Origin of the sequence: Rhodococcus sp. IEGM 1366 (genome assembly GCF_033142425.1) — a bacterium.
GTDB lineage: Bacteria > Actinomycetota > Actinomycetes > Mycobacteriales > Mycobacteriaceae > Rhodococcus_F > Rhodococcus_F globerula.
In genome coordinates this window covers 384,262-405,634 of sequence record NZ_JAWLRZ010000001.1, presented here as the reverse complement: position 1 = coordinate 405,634, position 21,373 = coordinate 384,262, and the positions used below count along the sequence as shown (strand labels likewise).

17 protein-coding genes are annotated in these 21,373 nt (G+C 61.1%); 9 read left to right on the top strand and 8 right to left on the bottom strand.

Features of this window, described 5'->3' with window-relative positions; all coding sequences use genetic code 11:
- Both R4P64_RS02000 and R4P64_RS01995 read left to right on the top strand, forming a co-directional pair.
- The gene (locus R4P64_RS02000) at nt 1–714 is read left to right on the top strand and encodes a GAP family protein (RefSeq protein ID WP_317543264.1); all 714 of its coding nucleotides are present in this window, start codon (nt 1–3) and stop codon (nt 712–714) included.
- Entirely contained in the window at nt 711–2,414 is a 1,704-nt protein-coding gene (locus R4P64_RS01995; RefSeq protein WP_033233706.1) for a SulP family inorganic anion transporter, read from the top strand. The genes R4P64_RS02000 and R4P64_RS01995 overlap by 4 nt, the downstream gene beginning before the upstream one ends.
- A gap of 11 nt (nt 2,415–2,425) precedes the next feature.
- On the opposite strand, the gene R4P64_RS01990 is transcribed toward R4P64_RS01995, so the two are convergent.
- Entirely contained in the window at nt 2,426–3,286 is an 861-nt protein-coding gene (locus R4P64_RS01990; RefSeq protein ID WP_230590098.1) for a hypothetical protein, read from the bottom strand.
- Nucleotides 3,270–5,897 carry a LuxR C-terminal-related transcriptional regulator gene (locus R4P64_RS01985; protein ID WP_317819056.1) on the bottom strand — a complete coding sequence of 876 codons (2,628 nt, stop codon included), beginning with the start codon at nt 5,895–5,897 and terminating at the stop codon, nt 3,270–3,272. Before R4P64_RS01985 ends, R4P64_RS01990 begins: the two co-directional genes overlap by 17 nt.
- 152 nt (nt 5,898–6,049) lie before the next feature.
- Here R4P64_RS01985 and R4P64_RS01980 point away from each other — a divergent pair, with 152 nt between their 5' ends.
- Together R4P64_RS01980 and R4P64_RS01975 are read left to right on the top strand one after the other, a co-directional pair.
- Nucleotides 6,050–6,700, top strand: coding sequence for an ankyrin repeat domain-containing protein (locus R4P64_RS01980; RefSeq protein WP_317819055.1), 651 nt, complete (start codon nt 6,050–6,052; stop codon nt 6,698–6,700).
- A 111-nt stretch (nt 6,701–6,811) separates the two neighbouring features.
- Nucleotides 6,812–7,618: an alpha/beta fold hydrolase gene (locus R4P64_RS01975; protein ID WP_045065592.1), complete on the top strand. Its 807-nt coding sequence runs from the start codon at nt 6,812–6,814 to the stop codon at nt 7,616–7,618.
- Nucleotides 7,619–7,647: 29 nt separating this feature from the next.
- Here R4P64_RS01975 and R4P64_RS01970 read toward each other — a convergent pair whose 3' ends face one another.
- From R4P64_RS01970 to R4P64_RS01955, 4 genes are all read right to left on the bottom strand, one after another.
- Nucleotides 7,648–8,838: a lipid-transfer protein gene (locus R4P64_RS01970; protein ID WP_033233703.1), complete on the bottom strand. Its 1,191-nt coding sequence runs from the start codon at nt 8,836–8,838 to the stop codon at nt 7,648–7,650.
- The gene (locus R4P64_RS01965) at nt 8,835–9,311 is read right to left on the bottom strand and encodes a Zn-ribbon domain-containing OB-fold protein (protein WP_033233702.1); all 477 of its coding nucleotides are present in this window, start codon (nt 9,309–9,311) and stop codon (nt 8,835–8,837) included. Before R4P64_RS01965 ends, R4P64_RS01970 begins: the two co-directional genes overlap by 4 nt.
- A 114-nt stretch (nt 9,312–9,425) precedes the next feature.
- Nucleotides 9,426–11,123 carry an FAD-dependent oxidoreductase gene (locus R4P64_RS01960; RefSeq protein ID WP_317819053.1) on the bottom strand — a complete coding sequence of 566 codons (1,698 nt, stop codon included), beginning with the start codon at nt 11,121–11,123 and terminating at the stop codon, nt 9,426–9,428.
- Nucleotides 11,124–11,145: 22 nt separating this feature from the next.
- The gene (locus tag R4P64_RS01955) at nt 11,146–12,153 is read right to left on the bottom strand and encodes an AurF N-oxygenase family protein (protein WP_233366274.1); all 1,008 of its coding nucleotides are present in this window, start codon (nt 12,151–12,153) and stop codon (nt 11,146–11,148) included.
- Nucleotides 12,154–12,447: 294 nt separating this feature from the next.
- On the opposite strand from R4P64_RS01955, the gene R4P64_RS01950 reads away from it, so the two are divergent.
- The 5 genes from R4P64_RS01950 (at nt 12,448) to R4P64_RS01930 (ending at nt 17,872) form a co-directional block, all read left to right on the top strand.
- Entirely contained in the window at nt 12,448–13,296 is an 849-nt protein-coding gene (locus tag R4P64_RS01950; protein WP_394855606.1) for an SDR family oxidoreductase, read from the top strand.
- A 227-nt stretch (nt 13,297–13,523) separates the two neighbouring features.
- Nucleotides 13,524–14,690 (top strand): sensor histidine kinase, encoded by a 1,167-nt coding sequence (locus R4P64_RS01945; protein WP_317819052.1) that lies wholly within the window; start codon nt 13,524–13,526, stop codon nt 14,688–14,690.
- A gap of 556 nt (nt 14,691–15,246) precedes the next feature.
- The gene (locus R4P64_RS01940; protein ID WP_317819051.1) at nt 15,247–16,440 is read left to right on the top strand and encodes an acetyl-CoA C-acyltransferase; all 1,194 of its coding nucleotides are present in this window, start codon (nt 15,247–15,249) and stop codon (nt 16,438–16,440) included.
- A gap of 30 nt (nt 16,441–16,470) precedes the next feature.
- Nucleotides 16,471–17,232 carry a 3-hydroxyacyl-CoA dehydrogenase gene (locus R4P64_RS01935; protein ID WP_045065589.1) on the top strand — a complete coding sequence of 254 codons (762 nt, stop codon included), beginning with the start codon at nt 16,471–16,473 and terminating at the stop codon, nt 17,230–17,232.
- 13 nt (nt 17,233–17,245) lie between these two features.
- Entirely contained in the window at nt 17,246–17,872 is a 627-nt protein-coding gene (locus R4P64_RS01930) for a TetR/AcrR family transcriptional regulator (protein ID WP_317543242.1), read from the top strand.
- 57 nt (nt 17,873–17,929) lie between these two features.
- On the opposite strand, the gene R4P64_RS01925 is transcribed toward R4P64_RS01930, so the two are convergent.
- Entirely contained in the window at nt 17,930–19,552 is a 1,623-nt protein-coding gene (locus tag R4P64_RS01925) for a long-chain fatty acid--CoA ligase (protein WP_317819050.1), read from the bottom strand.
- A 96-nt stretch (nt 19,553–19,648) separates the two neighbouring features.
- The gene (locus R4P64_RS01920; RefSeq protein WP_317819048.1) at nt 19,649–21,322 is read right to left on the bottom strand and encodes a dihydroxyacetone kinase family protein; all 1,674 of its coding nucleotides are present in this window, start codon (nt 21,320–21,322) and stop codon (nt 19,649–19,651) included.
- Nucleotides 21,323–21,373 lie beyond the last annotated feature (51 nt).

Here is a 21,373-nt window from a genome sequence, read left to right as displayed (position 1 = left end):
ATGGGGTCGTTGTTGTTGCAGCAGATTCCGCTGGCGCTCGGCATCATCATGAGCCCACTGGCGATAGTGGCTGTGGTCGCAGTGTTGTTCTCCGAGCGGGCGCGGATCAACAGCATTGCGTATCTCGTCGGATGGTTCCTCGGAATCATTGTGTCGCTGGCCGTCTCGTTTGCGATATTGACAGCGCTGGAAGTTCATCAGCGCACACACCCGCCGCTGTGGGTACCTATCCTGCACTTGATCCTCGGAACGGTACTTCTGGGCGGGGCCTGGTTCGTGTACACCCGTAGTCATCGGCGGATGCAGGCAATGGCGGCGGCAACCGGACCGGGTGACATTGTCGCGGCAGCCCCTCAGCTGCCGAAGATGCTGCAATCGGTGGAACACTTCTCACCGGGGCGCTGCGGTGTTCTCGGCTTTGCTCTCTTCATACTCAATCCCATCGACATGTCCTGTGCCATAGCGGCGGCCATGAATTTTCGATTGAGCAGCGCAGCACCGTCCGCGGAGTGGGCATCCGCTGTTGTGTTCGCGCTGGTATCGGCTAGTTCGGTCGCAGTGCCGGTCGCACTGCTCCTGATCAAAAAGGAGAAGGCAACAGAGCCGTTGCAGCGAATTCGGACGTGGATCGCCACCAATACCCATCTGCTGAACGTCGGACTGCTGATCTTGATCTCGGCAATGCAGATAAGCAAAGGGATCCAAGGACTATGAGCACTCGACACACTCACACCCCGCTTGTCTTCGGTTCACTGGCCGGCTACCAACGTGCGTGGCTGCGGCCCGACATCATTGCCGGCCTCACGGTCTGGGCGGTGCTGGTGCCGGAAGCCCTGGCATACGCCACCATTGCCGGCGTCCCACCCGTTGTGGGGCTTTACGCAGCAGTGCCCGCGCTGGTTCTGTATGCGGCCGCTGGTAGTTCACGCCACCTTGTTGTCGGTCCGATGTCGGCAACCGCGGCATTGTCTGCTGCATTGATCGCTCCATTTGCCGGTGGCGACGACTCACGTTTTGTTGCCCTGTCTGTCGGACTTGCCGTCGTCACCGGTCTGGTCGGGTTGCTCGCCGGATTTGTGCGGCTGGGATTCATCGCCTCGTTCATCTCCGAACCGGTGCTCAAGGGGTTCATCGTCGGGTTGGCGCTGACCATCATCATCGGGCAAGTTCCGAAGCTACTGGGCGTCGAGAAGGGCGAAGGTAATTTCTTCGTACAAGCCGCGACGGTTGTGCGTGAGTTGGGGAGCGTCGACGGACTCACGGTTTTTGTCGGATTACTCAGCCTGGCTTTGGTGTTGGCGGTCAAGCGGTGGTTGCCGCTGGTTCCAGGGTCACTCCTGGTCGTTCTGCTGGGTATCACGGCGGTTGCACTGTTCGGCCTCGACGATCGGGGCATCGAGATCGTCGGCCACATCGACGCGGGGCTGCCGAGCGTCGGGCTACCGGAGGGAGTGCGAGCCGAGGATTACCTGGACTTGATCGGTCCGGCCATCGGCGTGCTGCTCATCGGTTTTGCCGAAGGTCTCGGCGCAGCAAAGACATACGCAGCCAAGGCCGGTTACACCGTCGACGCGAACCGGGAACTGACTGGACTCGGTGCCGCGAACTTGGGAGCCGGCCTGTGCTCGGGCATGGTGGTCAACGGCAGTCTCTCCAAGACGGCAGTCAATGGTGGGGCCGGAGCCAAGACGCAGGTCAGTGGGCTCACGGTTGCAGTGCTCACGGTGCTGACACTTCTCTTTCTCACCGGGTTGTTCGAGAAACTGCCCGAAGCGACACTCGCTGCCGTGGTGATCGCCGCGGTGGTCGAGTTGGTCGACTTCTCCTCTCTCGCAGCGCTGTACCGGGTGTGGACCAAGCGGTTGGGCAGCATCTACGGCGTGGCGGCTCGTGCCGATTTCGCGGCAGCCGTAGCGGCTATGTTCGGTGTGCTGCTCTTCGACACATTGCCGGGTTTGATCATCGGAATCGCCGTGTCGATGTTGCTGCTTCTGTACCGCGTCTCCAAACCGCATGTGGCAGAACTGGCCAAGAGTGGCTCGCGATGGGTGGACATTGCAGCTCATCCGGAATTGCAGCCTTCCGACGGCGTGATCGTCGTGCGGGTGGAAGCCGGCCTGTTCTTTGCCAACGCCGATCATGTTCGAGACCGGATCGACGATCTTGTCACCGACGGTACGTCCATGATCATCCTCGACGCCGAGACGTCACCGTTCATCGATGTGAGCGGTGCGCAAATGCTCGAACAGTTGCGGGATTCGCTGGCGCGGAAGAACATCGTGTTCAGGGTGGCCCGCGACGTTGGGCAGTTCAGGGACGTTCTTGCCGGTACGCCTGGTGGTGGTGTGAAACTCGATGTCTACCCGAGCGTTGCGGAAGCCATGGCTGATCCCAATGATCGCCGGAGTTCATGATCGACTCGAGCTCACGATCCTCGCAGCCAACGCCCCAACGGCCCGTCGTCTTTGGCAACTGATCCCACGATCGTTCCGGCGACGACAACAATCGCGGAGAAGACGAACAACCAACTGATGAGGGTGAACATCACTCCGAGAAGACCGAATTGGTCTTGCGATGTGCGCGTGATCCGCGGAAGGAAGAGGGTGCTGGCAACGTGAAGGGCACTCAGGCCGGTGGCCGTCAACAGCCCGGAGCCGATGCACATCCGGGTGGTCATCCGGTTGGCTGTCAGCAGCATCGGAACCAATGTCCAGACCAGTGCCCATACGCCGTAGACGGCCGTGAATCCGAGCAATTGACCCACTGCGGGAATCGAATCCAGCTTGTGACACACCGCGGCGATGGCAACCGAACCTGCGATGACAAAAACGACGGCGAGCCACCGCCAGGCTTGTCGAAGCGTGGCAATCGGTACATGCCAGATCCGCCCGTACATCCGACCCAGTGCTCGGGCATACGACGTCGAACTGATCAGCAGCATCAGCAGACCCACGATGCCGAAAGCTGTCGCGGATCCGGTGGTGACATCGCTCGGTGGGAATTCGGCGCCGAGATTGTCGCGCGCTGCGTCCGAGAGTGGTTGCAGACGTTGAAGGGTTGATGCGGCGATCATCACCGGCAGCAGGGACGTGAATGCCTGCGCCGCAAGGGTCATCGCACTGTCCACCAACCCGACTTCGACGATGTCGAACGTAACGCGCGATGCGAGCCGTCGACGTGGTGTGACGGTCACCCACACCTTCATGCGGTCGCGGGTGTCGTTGTAGATCTGCGGGGGCAACTGCATGCGCTTCGGGCGGCGCGTCTGCTCAGATGAGTCCGCCACGCCGCGCGGCTTTCAGAGCGTCGCGACGATTACTGACGTCGAGTTTGCGGTAGATCCCGCGCAGGTGGGTCTTGATGGTGTTGACCGAGAGGAACAGGGTTTCCGCGATCGATTCCGTGGTGTCGCCCGAAGCGAGTTCGCGCAGTACCGTGTACTCGCCCGGAGTCAGAATCGGAGCGATGGCAAGTTCATGTGGTTGCAGGTGTGACCGTACGCGTTCGGCAAACAGTTCTTGGTCTCCGAAATGTCCGGTGAAATCATCAAGGATTCCTCGCAGGGCGCGACCGTAATCGAGGAAGGGGCGCAGAAGGTTTCCGTGCTCGGCGGCGCGTAATGCGTCGTGCAGTGATCGAAATGCCTTGCGTGGTTGGTGATTGGCGGAATGAATGACGGATTGCAACACCGATGTGTAGATGCCGTGAGCGAGTAGTGGGTGTTCGGGTGATTCCACAGCGGCGGTCAACTCGGCCTGTGCCTCGGTGAGCTTGCCGCCGGCCAGTCGCAGAGACGACAACGCCAAGTGTGCCTCGGTGGTAGCGCCGAATTGCTGTGTCGCGTCGTGTATCAGCCGGCTCGCCCAGTCCAATTCGCCCACCGAGAGGCAGACACTGACCACGGTCGGTAGCAGTGCGGATGTCGCGATCGGGAAGGTCCCCAGTTCGATGGCTTTGATCATGGCATCACGGATGTCCGCGGCAGTCGAACGTCGATCGTCAGAGGTGTCGAGTCGACACAATCCGAAAGTGATGACACTGTGCCAGCCGAATGCGGGCATGCTGACGCCGAGAACATCTGCCTGGCGGCAGTTTTCGATGGTGGGGATCCGATACGGGAGATCCGGTGAACTGCAGAGATATGTGCCAAGGGCTGCTACCGATGTTGCCAACTCGTACTCCGCGGTGCCCATGAGATTGTGCTCGCCAGCGTAGGTCAGGGCGTGTGTGATGTGGGCGATCATCGCCTCGATGTCGCCGTTCATGGCGGCCGAGAATCCGATACCGGTGAGGGCTCTCAACACTAAACTGCTTCGGCCACGAAGCACTCCGAGTGCGGCGGCCTCGGTGTATTCGGTGCTTGCGCGCTCGAAGTCGCGGTCGAGGAAGTATCCGGTCGCAGTTTGCAGGTGTGCAAACGCTTCGATGTCGGAATGAGTGCTGCGTTGCCGTTCGGCGTGCCCGGCGACTGCGGTGTCGAATCCCGCGCCGGCGTATAGAGCCTGCAGCTTCAACGCGCAGAACAGCGGGTCGCGATCCAGCCCGGATGACGCAGTTTCGAGGAAATTCAGGTACGTCCTGGCAGTAGTCACGTCACCGCTGTGGAGGGCTGAGGCGGCGAGGAGCATTCGAGTGCGCGGTGACTCGGATACGAGAGTAGGTACCGACTCGAGTATTCGGGTCAGATCGCTGCCGTATCCGTCCAGAACGAGCCCGAGGCCGCAGCGATCGAGGAAGGCGATAATACGTTCCGGATCACCGATGGAGGCTTCGAGTTCGAGTGCTTCGAGTTCGTGTTGATGCGCCTCGAACCACGTTGCGGCCTCATGGTGCGCTCGGATGCGTTCGTTCTGATCGACCCGGCGAAACTCTGCGCGAAGGTGTTCGCGTAGCAGTGGATGGTAACTGAACCAAGTTGTGTGATCGGTTGAATCGGTGCGTGTGAGTGGCAAATTGAACTGAATCAGTGTGTCGATTTCTGTCACTGCGTCTTCGTCGGTGATCGCCTCTGCCAAGTCGACGGAAAATGCTTCGGCCACAGAGGTCTTGAGCATGAAGCTCGTGAGATGGGTGGGGAGTGCGGCCAAGACCTCGTCTACCAGGAAATCGGCAACAGGCCTGGGGGTGTGTGTGAATTCGTCGACGGCATCCGCGGTGTCACCTCGTCCTGCGAGATAGGTAGCAGCCAACCGAACCACGGCGCCCCATCCCTTGGTGAACGATTCGATGAGTGCAAGCTGTCGTTGGTCCAGTTCGATGTCGTATTCGCCTAACAACACGCTGATTTCGTCGCTGTCGAATGCAAGATCATGTGCTTCGAATCGAGTCAGACGACCGTCGAGGGCTAGTCGATGCCAGGTCAAAGGCGGTTCGTACCTTGCCGCGAGAACGATCGTGAGGTTCGGCGGTGCGTCCGCGAGAACCTGGTCGAGGGTGCTGATCGACATCGGATCGTGAAGGGCATGAACGTCATCGAGAATCAGCGTGATCGATTCTCCGCTGGCCTCGATCGCTTTCATGAAGCGGGAGTGCCAGAACTGCGTCGGTGCACCGCATGCGACGGGGTCGACATGCGCGGCCAGTGCTTCGGCGAGGGAGGTGCACAATACTTGCGCGTTGTTCTCACGCTCCGCCAACGTCAGCCAGGAAACCGCTGCGGGAGCCTGTTTACGGGCCCAGTCGGCCAGCAGCAGTGTCTTGCCTGCCCCAGCAGGGGCGCACAGTAAGTTCACCGCGCGAGCGTGATGTGCGGCTGAGAGCTTTCGATGCAGACGGGGGCGCGAGATGACGTTGGAGATCGCCGACGGAGGACGGAAGCGGTTCTCGTTTTCGCGCGCGGCTATAACTGGACCCGACAATTTAGCCGTCGAAACGGATGCACGAACCGAGCTGCTCATCAAACTCCTGAAGTTGGTGAGTGCGACGCGGTGTAGTCCCGTTAGGACAATTACCCAAACCGGACGTTTGCTAATCAGCGGGCAAGATGATGGTGACCAAGGTCCCGGTCTGAGGTGTATCGGCCATTTCCGATTGTGGAACACTGTGAACGGTGAATCGGAAGTCGGGAATCGTTCTTGCCGCAGGCGTTGTTCTTGCCGTGACTGGTTGTGGTTCGGCGGCGTCACCTGCAACTTCCCCTTCGGCGCCCGTCGCTTCTGCCGAAGCATCTACGTCATCAGAGCCATCGGTTGCCCCGGCTCAGTCGACTCCTGAATCCGAGCGGGCGTTGATCGCGGCCACCAAATCCAACGACGTGGAGGCGGCAACCGCCCTGATCCTGGCCGGTGCCGACGTGAACGCCAAGGATTTCATTCAGGATTCGGCCTTCCTGTACGCCGGAGCGGAAGGTTTGAACCAGATTCTCGCGTTGACGCTCAGTCACGGAGCGGATGTCCACAGTGTCAACCGGTTCGGTGGCACCGCTTTGATTCCCGCCAGCGAGCACGCGCACGTCGACACGGTTCGGATGCTGATCGCGGCCGGAGTGCCTGTCAATCACATCAACGACCCGGGGTGGACGGCTTTGCTCGAGGCTGTTGTCTACGGTGACGGTTCGGCGCGCTACCTCGATGTGATCACGCAACTGCTCGACGCCGGGGCGGATCAGGAGATCAGGGACGCACGCGGACGGACAGCGTTGGAGAACGCGCAGAATCTAGGGCAGGCCGATGTTGTCGCCTTGCTGACTTCTCGGCGCTGACGGAATCAATACGGAGTTCTGACCCGTCGGTTTTCATCGGTGGGATGGGGGTATTCCGCTGGGCGTGATGTCTCGCCCGAGCTGATCGCCCATCCGACTCGAAGGAAACACATGAAGATTTCCCGTGTATTCACCGCAATTCTGTCGGTAGTGGTGGTGTCGACTGCTGGAATCATCCTCGGTTCCGGCGGCGCGAGTGCCGCGCCCCAGCCAACCGTGGTCCTGGTCCACGGGGCTTTTGCCGACGCAACAAGCTGGGATGGTGTGGCCGCCGATTTGCGTTCGCGCGGGTATGAGGTTGTGACTCCGGATAATCCGCTGCGGGGGCCGTCGTACGACTCGGCAGTGATCGAGAAGACCGTCGCGGATATCGACGGTCCGGTAGTTTTGGTCGGACATTCGTACGGGGGCGCCGTGATCACCAATGTCCACGATCCCAAGGTGCAGTCGATGGTGTACATCGCGGCCTTTGCTCCGGTGGAGGGTGAGCCGGTCCAGATCACGATCGACCCCATTCGGTTCCCGGGCAGCCAATTACTACCTCCCGCACTGGGGTTGAAGATCGTCGACGACGCTCACGCGATTGGCGGTAAGAACGTCGACGGATATGTGACCGACGAATACTTCCATTCGGTTTTTGCGCAAGATGTTTCGGACGAGACTGCGGCAACGATGTTGGCGCATCAAAAGTCTGCGGCGCTCTGGGCAAACCTTGAACTCGGCGGTCCGCCGTCCTGGGCGAACACACCGACGTGGTACCTCGTGGCTGGTAACGATCGGGTGATTCCGGCTACAGCACAACGGTTCATGGCAAACCGGATGGGCGCGACCACCAGCGAACTCCCGACGTCTCACGCTTCGCTGGTCTCGCAGCCGGGTGCGGTCGCAGACGTGATCGTGGCGGCCGCTCACAGTTAAGTGTGCGACCGCCACGACAGTAAGGCGGGTTAAGCGGAAACGATCACCGAGGAGCCATGGCCGAAGAGGCCCTGGTTTGCGGTGATGCCGATGCGGGCGCCTTCGACCTGACGGCCTTCGGCTTGTCCGCGCAGCTGCCAGGTGAGCTCGCACACCTGCGCAAGTGCCTGGGCGGGAACAGCTTCACCGAAGCAGGCGAGGCCACCGGACGGATTGACCGGGATGCGGCCACCGATGGTGGTGTCGCCTGCGCGCAGGAGGTGTTCGGCTTCGCCGCGCTTGCAGAGTGCAAGGTCTTCGATCCAGTCGAGTTCGACGGACGTGGCGAGGTCGTAGACCTCGGCGACGTCGACGTCCTCCGGGGAGATGCCGGCTTCTTCGTACGCCGCGTAGCCGATGGATTCCTTGAACGTGCGCTCCGGAGCCGAGACCGCGGAGCTGGAGTCGGTCGAGAAGTTCGGCATGTCCATGATCGTCTGCGGGAACGTCGGAGTGACCGTCGAAATCGCCTTGATACGAACAGGTTCGGCGATGCCCATCTTGCGGGCGTATTCCATGGACGTCAGCAGGATGGCTGCGCCGCCGTCCGAAGTGGCGCAGATGTCGAGGAGGTGTAGCGGGTTGGACACCACGGGGGATGCCAGCACGTTCTCGACGGTGACTTCCTTGCGGTAACGCGCGTTGGGGTTGCTCAGTCCGTGCTTCGCGTTCTTCACCTTCACGTTTGCGAAGTCCTCGGCGGTGGCGCCGTACAGATCGATGCGTCGACGCGCATTGAGTGCGAAGTACGCCGGGTTGGTCATGCCCATGAGGCGGAAGCGCAGCCAGTCCGGGTCGTCCCAACGCTCACCGGCGACGGGAGCGAGGAAGCCCTTCGGCGTGGTGTCTGCGCCGACGACCAAGGCAACTTCGCTGAGGCCGGCCAGGATTCGGGCGCGAGCTGTGTCGAGTGCCTGCGCACCCGTCGCGCACGCTGCGTACGACGTGGCGACGCGAGCGCCGTTCCAGCCGAGGGCCTGAGCGAACGTGGCTCCGGCGACGTATCCGCCGTATCCGTTGCGGACGGTTTCGCCGCCGACGATGAAGTCGACATCCTTCCAGTCCACGCCGGAATCAGCGAGGGCGGCGCGTGCGGCGGCAACGCCGTACTTCACGAACGACTGGCCCCACTTGCCCCAGGGGTGCATACCTACACCGAGTACTGCGACGTCCTTGCTCATGACTGCGACTCCTGATCAGCTGCGGCGACAGGCTTCCAGCGCCACGTCGTACGAACTCCGGTTTCGTCGGTGTACAGCGGCTCGACTACCAATTCGACGGTATTACCCACCTTGAGATCGTCGACGCCGAATCCGTCGGCTACCTGGCCGAGGATGACGATGCCCTCGGGCAATTCGACGGCGGCCAGTGCAAAAGGCACGTACGGGTCGGAGCTGGGGATGTACGGCGGCGGCGGCTGGTACTGCGCGTCGGTGTACGACCAGACCGTGCCCCGGCGGGAAAGTTCGACGTCGCCGAACTCTTCACCCGAGCAGCTCGGGTTCTTGCAGAACGTGGTCTCGCGCGGGAAGGAAATGGTGCCGCAGGATTGGCACTTTGTGCCGATCAGAGCAGGTTCGGGGCCGGTAGTAAACCAACCCTCCACCGCAGGTGTCACGCTGCCGCTCGGTGCCGACGTTGCAGTCTCGCTCATGCAAACCTCATCTGGTGGGCGTGCCGGATCCGAGGATCGTGGCTCGCTGTGCCGCTTACTGGAACAGGTTGCAGTATTACACGATAAGCAGCGCAGATGGGGCGAAATTTTCGGTCAGTGGGACGCTTTCCAGAGCTTTCGACGTGGTGGTTTCACCTGGCCTGCAGCTCCGACGATGGACGACACTTCACCCTGGTCGAGGATCTTCTCCCGAACGCGTCCGTGCGCGACGCCGCGATCGACTTCGGCTTTGTCGATGGCATGCCAACCGGCTCGATCGACGACGCCATTCTGTCGCGCCCGGACCAGCCGATCGAGGGCAGCAGTGTCGGGCGCCGGGGTACGCAGACGTCCGTGGTTGAAGTCGTCGACGAGCATCCGGACGGTTTCCTGTGCGCAGGATTTGTTGGTGCCGATGAAGCCGCTTGGTCCGCGCTTGATCCAGCCCGTCGCGTACACGCCGGGTGCCTCGCTGACGCGGCCTCCCTCGTTCGGGATAACCGAGGCGCGCTCGTCGAATGGAACACCCGCGATGGGTACACCGCGGTATCCGATGGACGTGAGTACCAGGCCGGCATCGATGGTTTCCGTATCTCCGGTGGGTTCGATGCGGACAGTCCCGTCGGCGTCGACAAGCTTGTTGCGCTCGAATTCGATCCCGCTGACGCGGTCCTCACCGGAAATCTCGGTTGGCGTCAGTAGGTAGCGCAAAGTGATGCGTTTGCTTCCGACTTCGACATGATCGCGATTCTTCAGCGCTTCGAGGAGTCGGAGTTTCTGCTCGACAGCGTGCGGCAGTGAGTCGGCTTTCTCGGTGATCGGGTCGAGAACCATGTCGTCTGGGCCGACGGACAGTTCGATATCCGGTAGCGCCAACAGGCCGGTGAACTCGGGAACGGTGAAGGCAGACTGCGCAATTCCGCGTCGGCCGACGATCACTACTTCTTCGATCCGACTCTTCCGTAACGCTGCGAGCGCGTGAGCAGAGATGTCGGTGCCGGCCAGCTTTTCGGGATCTGCCGTCAGAATGCGGGCAACGTCAAGTGCGACGTTGCCGTTTCCGATGATGACGGCCCGCCGATGTGAAAGGTCGAAGACATCGTCGACATGATCGGGATGACCGTTGTACCAGGCCACGAAATCGGTGGCCGACGCAGTTCCGGGGAGGTCTGCGCCCGGGATGCCAAGGCGGCGATCGGATGAAGCGCCGACTGCGTAGAGAACGGCATGGTGGTTCTCGAGAAGTTCGTCGTGAGTGAGGTGTTTACCGATCTCCACATTGAGGTAGAACTCGAAACCCCGCTGCGCGGCGATCTTGTCGAACAGTCGCGTGACCTGCTTGGTCTTCTGATGATCAGGTGCCACGCCGGCGCGAACCAAGCCGTAGGGAACGGGTAGCCGATCGAAGACGTTGACCTGCACACCGGGTTGCGTGAGCAACTCGTCTGCCGCGTACATCGCGGACGGACCGGAGCCGACGATCGCAACTCGCAGCGGCGGACGCCCCTGGTCGATGGTCGCGGCCGGGATCACCTTGGCAAGTAACGGGCGGGGCCGCTGCTCCTTGTAGAAATCTGCGTTGATCGAGAGGAAAACCCGCTGCGGTTCAGCCAGTTTCGACTCGGGAACAATGGCGTCGACCGGGCAGGCCGAGACGCACGCGCCGCAGTCGACGCAGGCCTGTGGATCGATGTGCAACATCTCGGCGGTGAGGAAATCCGGTTCGTCCGGCGTCGGATGAATGCAATTGACCGGGCAGGCGTAGACGCACGAGGCGTCGCTGCAGCAGGACTGCGTGACTACGTGTGGCATGGCGGTTGGGTCCGATCTCGGATTAGGCGGCAGCGTTGTGTGCGCTGCGGTGGGGTTCGCTGCGGAAACGTGATGCGCGGCCGTCCATCTTGCAGGCCTTCCACACCAATCGCGACGCGCGGTTCATCAAACCCGTCTCTGTTGCGAGCATGCGGACGTCGCCGAAGTAGTTGCGCAGCGTCTGACGCGATTCCGGTAGCTCCCAGAACAGGTCCTTCTTGACGGACTTCGGGATGTCGAACTGCTTCCAGAATGTGTTGGGTGGAATCACGATGGCATCGCACAGGATTCGCATGGTGATCGGGAAGAGGAGCGACAGGACAAAGCGGCTCGGCCGCGACATCAGCGGGATGCGTCGGCTCAGAAGTTTGTGCGCAAACGAGATATGACGCGCTTCTTCGGCAACGTGAATTGCCATGACGGACGCCATGATCGGGTGGATCTCGCCCCCGGAGCGCAGGATGCTCTTCTGGATGTGGTCGATAGGTTCTTCGCCTGCGAGGACACCCACGAAGAAGAGTTCCGGGAAGGGGCCGGCAGCAAGTGGGATGAACGGCGCCAGCATGCGCATCACGCGATTCATGCCCGGAGCGTCGGCGCCGATGCGGTTCACCATTTCCTGGAACATCATGGTGTGGTTGCACTCTTCGACGGATTCGTGAGTGCAGTAGCGTGCCTCGGCCGACTGGTTGGGAAGTGAAAAAACGTACTGCATCATGCCGCGGATCAGGATGTTCTCGAACTGCAGGCCGACCTTCGCGACGTTGGCCTGACGCCACATCCCGATTTCGATCTGTTTGTCGATCGGCTGAGCCTGGTACCACGGGTGGGCGCCGAGCGGATCCGTCTCAGCCGGGAGGATCCAGCGCGTATCGCCGGGCGTGACCGCAAATTCGGGGGCATCCCAGTCGATATCGAGATACGGATCGAAGTGCTTGTTCACGGATCCTTCGGACAGGAGGCGAAGTGTCTCGTTGTACGAGTCGTCGGATGCTTCCGCGTTCTTGTCGAACGGCGTTGTCAGCGTCATGTGCGTCTCCCTCTTTGTCGCGGTCACCGCTGGTCTTACGTGCGGTTTCGGTGGTATCGAGGGCCGGTTCGTGTGATCGCAGGCACTCGGTCTGGCTTTAATGTAACCACAGGTATCAGGAAAAGCTAGTCCCAGACAGTTCTCGATCGACAAGCGGCATGAGCTACTGGTGAGTAGCTTTGTGGGTCGACGCTTTGCCTGCTGCTTCGTGGGCGTTTCCGCGATCTTCTGGCGTATGAGCGCGCAATAACTTACTGCTCGGTAATCTCGTCAACCTATAGAAAAGGACAGGCGATGACGATGATCAGCAGGCTGGTGGGCAATTTCGTGTTGAATCCACCCACGAGGCTTGGTTCGCTGCTTCCGCGCCCCCGCGTCGACCTTTCGGAGAGAACCATCGTGCTGACCGGGGCGTCGTCCGGTATCGGGGAGGCAACCGCGCACATGTTGGCTGCTCGTGGTGCCGAGATGATCCTGGTTGCCCGAGGCACTGACGAACTCGAGCGCGTGCGTGACGACATCCACCGAGAGGGAGGGTGGGCTCACGTTCTACCCGCGGATCTCTCGAACGGTGAAAGCGTCGACGAACTTGCCGACGCGATAGCCGACCAGTTCGGGACCGTCGACGTTTTGATCAACAACGCGGGCCGCTCGATCCGCCGCAGTGCCGCCGATTCCGTAGAACGGTTTCATGATTACGAGCGCACGATGGCGCTCAACTACTTCGGTCCGGCGCGGCTGACGCTTCGACTCTTGCCGTCAATGCTCGAGGCCGGTGCCGGACATATTGTCAACGTCGGGACGTGGGGTGTGAGCGCCGGCGTGATGCCACGGTTCAGTGCGTATCACGCGTCGAAGTCTGCGCTCAGTGCCTTCGGCCGTAGTCTCGGCGCCGAGTGTCATGGCACGGGCGTCGCCGTCAGTACCGTGCAATTTCCACTGATTCGCACGCCGATGATTGCGCCCACCGCCGAATACGTCAGCCAACCGGCATTGACCGCGGAGCAGGCAGCGTCGTGGATCCTGCGGGCAATCGAAACGCGTCCGATCGAGTTGTATCCACGCTATGCCGGCCTGCTCAGGGTCATTGGCGCTGTATCGCCCTCTGCCACAGATGCATTCGTGCGACGTTCTGGAATCTGAAAGTACTCGTTGCCGAAGTATCGGGTAAATAAACGAGGGTATGGCGTACTTTGAGGACGGCGAATGCGCGCAAAACTTGATCGAGAAATGAAGTAGGGGAACAGTCAGTGGCAGACATTCGCCGTAAACCGGCGCGGGTCAGGAAGCTCTCGCTGAGTGCTCGCGGAATTCTATCGCGGAACCCAGCTGTCTTGGCAGTCACTGCCGGAATTCTCAGTCTCGTGTGGATGTTCGTTGCAACCTGGTCGGTGGCGCGGGGTAGTGGCTATTCGGGAGAGCCGGCCGCGGACGACCCGGTTGTTCTCATCACGACAGTGCTCATTCTGACTGTCATGACAGTGGCCGCATGTTTCCGTCGGAGGCATCCGATGTGGATGTATCTTCTGACTCTCGTCGGCACCGTCGCTCTAGCCGTGCTGTTCGAAGATCGAGTAGCAGCGGCCACTCCGCTGTATTGGTTTGCGATCATCGTCATGGCTGGGAGAACTACCGGAAGTCGCTTGGTACTACTGACGATTGCCGGAATGCTCGCTGATCTGTGGATGACGACCAGATTTCGACCGGGCGACGCTGGTGAAAGCATGACGCTTGCCCAGGTTCCGGCTGGGGATTTGCCAGAGTTCTTGTTCGCACCCGCGGTGAATATCATGACCAGCTACGCGATCATGATCGTTATCGGGAAAGTTGTGCAGAGATATCGGTCGCAATCGTCCGCCAGCGCCGCAGCCATCGAGCAAATGCAGTTGAACAGCGAAGCCCGAATAAGCGATGCGATCACAGAGGAACGGCAGAATATGGCGCGCGAATTGCACGACGTCGCCGCTCATCACCTCACTGGTCTGCTCATTCAGGCGAGGTCGGCAGACAAATTGTTTTCCTCCAACCCGGCGCAAGCTAAGGCACTGCTTGGTGGTGTGATCGACCATGGCGATCGGGCCCTGAACAGTTTGCGTCAAACTGTGGGGATTCTGCGGTTGGGCGAGGCCGATCCCAAGTACCCACAACCGATGATCGCCGATATTCCGGAACTCGTGGAGGGATGTCGAGCGTCCATACCGTCCTTGGAACTCGATCTGGAGGATAGCTTCACCGAACTCGACAGTGCTGTGCAACTGTCCTCCTATCGCGTTGTGCAAGAGGCATTGTCGAATATTCTTCGCCACGCGCCGGAAAGTTCCGCGACAGTGACTGTGCGACGTGAGCGCGATTCGATCAGCGTCGATGTCACCAATATTGCCGACAGAGGAACGCCCGCGACAGACGGTCAGCGTCTGGGCATTTCAGGGATGCGTGAACGCGTCACCCTTCTGGGCGGAACCCTTCTCGCCGGGCCAAACGACAATGGTTGGACTGTAAAGGCAGTCATTCCCACTGCTGGCCAGATCATCGGATAGTTACCCCGCGGCAAATCGGGCATAATTCAACCAGGACGTCTCCCGATGATCGTGTTGGCCTTCGTGTTCTCAGTGTTCTTCTTTCTCTCGACACGTTAGGCGAGTCGCTCATTCCCCTGTAGTAAATGCGCTGATGAGCTACGCGTTATTCATAACCTTCGGTAAAGTTGTGCAGAACCACCGCGAAGAGTGCTTCTTTTGTCTCTTGACGAAGTCCGGAATCTCGATTCATAGAGGTGGCTTGAATGCGGGATCGCGTTCCTAATACTTTGGTGCTAATTCCTTTTGGTGAGGACATCTCGGGCCCATTGGTTTAGGGCTACCGCTCGGTCGAACGTAGCGCTGCCGACTCCGTCGCTGGGCCCTCCTTGCCCCCTGTCCACCCGGTATCGATCCCAGTGGTTGCCATTGACGCCGGCATCTCTGGCATGATAGCTATTTAACGAGCGCTAAGTCAGTGGTTGGCTTGCGCAACACGATCTCGGTCCGGTGCCTGATGCATGCGTCTTGGGTGCCGGACCGTCTCAAGTGCACGTCCTCGAAGGGAACGAAGAAGATGACCAAGGCAGTGATTGTCGATGTAGTCCGGATCGCATCCGGCAAGGGCAAGCCAGGTGGGGCACTGTCCGGGACACATCCCGTCGAACTGTTGGCCCACGTACTTCGGTCGATCGTCGAGCGCAACGGCATCGATCCGGCGCTGGTAGACGACGTCATCGGCGGCTGTGTCGGTCAGGCCGGCGAGCAGGCACTGAACATCACCCGAACGGCCGTGCTCTCGGCTGGGTTCCCCGAATCCGTGCCTGCCACTACGATCGACCGCCAGTGCGGATCCAGCCAGCAGGCAGCACATTTCGCCGCTCAGGGCGTTATCGCCGGGGCGTACGACATCGTGATTGCCGCCGGTGTCGAATCCATGAGCCGTGTACCTATGGGGTTCACCTCGATGGGTAAGGACGCATCCGGTCCCGGTATCGCCGCTCGCTACCCCGAGGGCTTGGTCAACCAAGGCATTTCGGCTGAACTGATTGCGGCGAAGTGGAAGTTCGACCGGCACACGCTCGACGCGTTCTCGGCTCAGTCCCATCAGCGCGCTGCGGCTGCGGCGGCGCAGGGACTGTTCGACAAGGAGATCGTGCCGATCTCGGTGACCAATGCCGCTGGTGAGACCGTTTCGCACACCGTCGACGAGACTGTGCGCGCATCGACCACCGCCGAGGGCCTGGCTGGTTTGAAGCCGTCGTTCTACTCTGACGAGTACGCGGAGCGATTCCCCGAGGCGCAGTGGACCATCACGCCGGGAAACTCGTCGCCGCTGACCGACGGCGCTTCGGCCGCTCTGATCATGAGCGAAGAGATGGCCTCCAAGCTGGGTCTGACACCTCGCGCCCGTTTCCACTCGTTCTCCGTGATGGGCGACGACCCGATCTTCATGCTCACCGCGCCGATCCCGGCCACCCACAAGGTGCTCGCTCGCGCCGGTCTGAGCATCGACGACATCGACACCTACGAGGTCAACGAAGCCTTCGCTCCCGTTCCGCTCGCGTGGGCTCACGAATTCGGTGCCGACCCGGCCAAGCTCAACCCGCGGGGCGGCGCCATCTCGCTCGGGCACGCACTCGGATCCTCCGGTACGCGTCTGCTGACCACGATGGTCAACCACCTCGAGGCCACCGGCGGACGCTACGGCCTGCAGACCATGTGTGAAGGCGCCGGCATGGCAAACGCCACCATCATCGAACGTATCTGACACACAAGAACTCTCGAAAGGAATCTTTTCATGATCGTCAACGACAGCGTAGCCGTCGTCACCGGTGGAGCCTCCGGGCTCGGCCTGGCCACCGCCAAAGCCCTTCTCGCCGACGGCGCCAGCGTCGTCATCATCGACCTGCCGTCCTCCAACGGTGAGGCCATCGCCAAGGAACTCGGCGACCGCGTTCGCTTCGCTGCGGCCGACGTCACGGACGAGGCAGCTGTGTCGGCCGCTCTCGATCTCGCGGAGACGCTCGGACCGATCCGCGTCACGGTCAACTGCGCCGGAATCGGCAACGCCATCAAGACCGTCAGCAAGAAGGGCGCATTCCCCCTCGATGCGTTCAAGAAGGTCGTGGACGTCAACCTGATCGGCACGTTCAACGTGCTTCGCCTTGCCGCAGAGCGTATTTCGAAGACCGAGCCCATCGACGGCGAGCGGGGTGTCATCATCAACACCGCCTCGGTCGCAGCATACGACGGACAGATCGGCCAGGCTGCTTACTCCGCATCCAAGGGCGGCGTTGTCGGTATGACGCTCCCCATCGCCCGCGACCTCGCGTCGTTGCTGATCCGCGTCAACACAATTGCTCCTGGCCTGTTCAAGACGCCGTTGCTCGCCAGCCTGCCGGAAGAGGCTCAGGCGTCGCTCGGTACTCAGGTGCCGCACCCCTCCCGCTTGGGTGACCCCAGCGAGTACGGTGCACTCGCAGCGCACATCGTCTCCAACCCGATGCTCAACGGTGAGACGATCCGCCTCGACGGCGCAATCCGTATGGCACCGCGGTAATTTCGGAGGCAAGATGACTGGCGAAGCGATGAGTGTGGATTCGGTAGCAGTGGACTGGAGGTCTTTTCCGCCGCTGTTGATGAGTGACATCCTGACGGCTTCGCTGGAACTGTTCGACGAGAACGGTTACCACGGCACAACTGTGCGGCAGATTGCCAACCGTGTCGGGGTAACCGTTCCCGCGCTCTACTATCACCACGCGAACAAAGAGGCCGTTCTGGTCGCACTGTTCGACGTATCGATGAGCGAACTGAATACCAGAACCGAAGCGGCAGAAGCAGAAGCCGGAGAAAAACCGGTGGAGCGCTTTGCGCTGGTGGTCGAGGCGATCGTTCTGTACATGACTCATCGGGCGCATCACGCTGCGCTGGACACCGAGATCCGGCATGTCTCGCCGGAAAGCCGAAGCCGATACGCGGCCAGTCGCAAGCGGCTCGAATTGCTGATGCGCAGGATTGTCGATGACGGTGTGGCATCAGGAGATTTCTCGGTCACCGACACCGAGGAAACCGTCCGGGCCATACTCGGAATGGCTCAATCTTTACCACGTTGGTTCCAGACCGGTGGTCCGATGTCGCCGTCCCAATTGGCAGAGAAGTACGTCGACATCGCGTTTCATACAGTCGGGTATCGACCGTAAACGAAGGCGGGCAACAGGTTTAAGACCTGTTGCCCGCCTTGTGGTGTTTACCCTGTGTCAGAGTCGCGTGACGTCGAGTCCGCCGTCGTGGTAGTCGGCCCGCAGACGCTTCTTGTCGAACTTGCCGACACTCGTCTTCGGAACTTCCTGCACCACAGCCCAGTTCTCGGGAAGCTGCCACTTTGCGATCTTGTCCGAGAGGAACTCTTGCAGTTCGGCCATCGTTGTTGCCGAATCCGCGCGCAGGACTACCGCCACCAGCGGTCGCTCATCCCACTTCTCGTCGGGAATGCCGATTACAGCTGCTTCCGTGACATCGGGATGACCCATGACTGCGTTCTCGAGGTCGACCGACGAAATCCACTCGCCGCCCGACTTGATGATGTCCTTGGAACGGTCCGAGAGGCTGAGGAAGCCGTCGGCAGTGATGGATCCGACGTCGCCGGTCTTGAGCCAGCCGTCGTTGAACTTGTCTGCTGCCTCGACACCGTAATACGACGCCGTAATCCAGGGGCCGCGCACTTCGAGCTCGCCAACGGAAACGCCGTCGTGGGCAACAGTTTTGCCGTCATCGTCGATGAGGCGTGCTTCGACGGATGCGGGGAAGCGGCCCTGCGAGTATCGGTACTTCCACATCTCGTCACCCGTGATACCGAGCGGCGGGCGAGCCACGGAGCCGAGCGGCGAGGTTTCGGTCATGCCCCACGCATGCAGGACGCTGACGTTGTGATCGTTTTCGAACGCGTGCATCAGGGCCGGCGGAACTGCCGAGCCGCCGATCAGAACCTCACGCATAGACGAGATGTCCTGAGGATTCTGTTCGAGGTAGAGGTGCAGACCCTGCCAGATCGTGGGGACCGCGGCGGCGAACGTCGGCTTCTCGCTGGCGATGATCGCGGCCAGCGGAGCCGGCTGAAGGAAGCGATCGGGCATGATCAGCGAAGCGCCGATCATGAACGCGGCGTAGGGAAGTCCCCACGACATCGCATGGAACTGCGGAACGACCGCAAGCGCGCGGTCGCCCTGCTTGAGGTTGGGTCCGTCGCTCATGCAGACCTGCATCGAGTGCAGGTAGATCGAACGATGGGAATACACAACACCTTTGGGGTCGCCTGTGGTGCCGGAGGTGTAACACATCGCGGCAGCGCTGCGCTCGTCCAGCTCGGGCCAGTCGAACTCTGTCGGCTGCTCCGCGATCAGACCTTCGTACGTGTGTACCTCAACACCGGCGGGCGCTTCGAGGCCGGCGGCGGAAGAGCCCGTCACGATGATGTGCTTGACCGTTGTGAGTGAAGGCAGTTGGGGTGCGAGCAACGGGATCAGCGACGGATCCACGATGATCACGTGATCCTCGGCGTGATTGGCAACGTGGATCAGCTGCTCGGGGAACAATCGGATGTTGAGGGTGTGCAGGACAGCGCCCATCGCAGGAATGCCGAGGTACGCCTCGAGGTGCTCCGAGTTGTTCCACATGAACGTGGCCACTCGCTGATCCCCGTCGACGCCCAGTCCGCGCAGTGCGTGTGCCAGCTGAGCGCAGCGACGTCCCACCTCGGCATACGACGTACGGCGCGGACCACTTTCGGTCCAGGTCACAACCTCGGCGTCGCCGTGGACGGAGGCTCCGTGCCGCAGGATTTGAGCAATGGAGAGTGGGGCGTATTGCATCGTGCTCAGCATGGGCTACTCCTGGGTGTCATGCGATCCTGTGCTTTCCAGACCGGCCGCAATCGAGGTTGTGTGATGCCAGGCTAGTCATATCGCCGGGGCACCGTGTTAGTGACCCACTGCACACTCGAAGAACCATGCGATAACGAGTGCGCCCGGGTCGACGACGCCTCGAGCCGCCTCGCCGACATAGCTTGCGCGGCCCCGGCTGGCGACCATGACTTCCGTCGACTCGGCTCCGGCGCGGGCGGCTTCCGACGTTCGTTGCAACACGTCCGCGCGTACGCCGTCGAGTCGAACTCCTTCCTCGAGAGCGTCCACTGCGGGGGCAATCGCATCCACCATGGTCTTGTCTCCGGGGCGTGCTCCCCCTAGTGCGGTGATGTTGTCCAGACCTGCGCGTGCCGCAGCGGCAATGGTCGCGAGATCCAGTGTGCCCTCTCGGGCTACTCGGAAGAAATGACGGAACCAGATGCCGAACAGTGCTCCGGACGTTCCACCCGCATGGCCGAGATAGGCTTGCGAGATGGCATCGAATGTTGTTGATGCGGAATAGGTATTGCGCATCTCGGTCAAATCCAATTGTTCCAGTGCGGCCACCATGTTGGTACCGAAATCGCCGTCGCCCGCACGTCGATCGAGATCGGTGAGGGCGGGTTCCTCGTCGAGTACCTTCTGTGCCCAATCGGCTACCCATGCCCCGATGTTTCCGTCGGAAGTCGGGGTTGTCGGTGCAGTGTACGAAGGGCCGAACGATTCCCGCGGACCCACAGCCGAGTAACTTCGTGCCGGCGAATTCGGCCAGGCCGGCGCGGCGCTTGGGGCGTCCCACAGTTCGAGGATCTGATCGTCGACGCGTACCAAGGTGATGGATGCGCCTGCCATGTTCATCGCCGTCACAAATGTTCCGACGAGGGGGCGTTCGATGTGAATTCCCTTCTCGCCTAGATATTCTCCGAGTTCCGCGAACAGCAACTGCAGTTCCAGGGGATGTGTTGCACCTAATCCGTTGACCAGCGCGATAACACGATCTCCCTCTGCCAGTTCGAGTGAGTCGATGATCGGATCGGTCAGTCGGCGCACCAGTTCGGGAGCAGGCAACGCGTCGATCCGTTCGCGTCCTCGCTCGCCGTGGATGCCGATGCCCAGTTCCATCTGGCCCGCAGGTAGATCGAACGAAGGTTCCGTTGCGCCGGGGAGCGTGCACGGCGCAAGCGCGACGGCCATGCTGCGTGCCGATTGTGCGACAAGGCGACCGATCCGGACAACCTCTGCCAAAGACTCGCCGCGCTCGGCTGCGGCACCGCAAACCTTTTCCACGACGACGGTGGCTGCCGTACCTCGGCGTCCTGGTCCGTCGCCGTCAGCTCGTTCGGTTGCCACATCGTCCTCGACGAGGACCACATCGGTATCGATGTTGTCTTCCCGCAGCAACTCTCGTGCGATACCGAAGTTCATGACGTCGCCGGTGTAGTTCTTCACGATGTGGAGGACACCGCCGCCGGCGTCGACGGCTTTGGAGGCCTCGTGAATTTGCAGAGCGTTGGGTGAAGTGAAGACCAAGCCGGGGCAGACTGCGGTCAGCATGCCTGCGCCGAGGAACCCGGCGTGCATCGGTTCGTGTCCGGATCCGCCGCCGGAGACGATGGCGACTTGTCCTTTGGGCAGCGGTTGTGCCCGTGTGAGGTATCCGGGGTCGGGATTCCACGCGATGTCGTCAGTGGATGCGGTCAACCCGCGAAGTGCGTCGGGAACAAATGTCTTTGCGCTGCGCATGAACATCACTTCAGAGTAGGTCTAACGTCGAGTTCGGGCACGGGTCGTGATCGACGA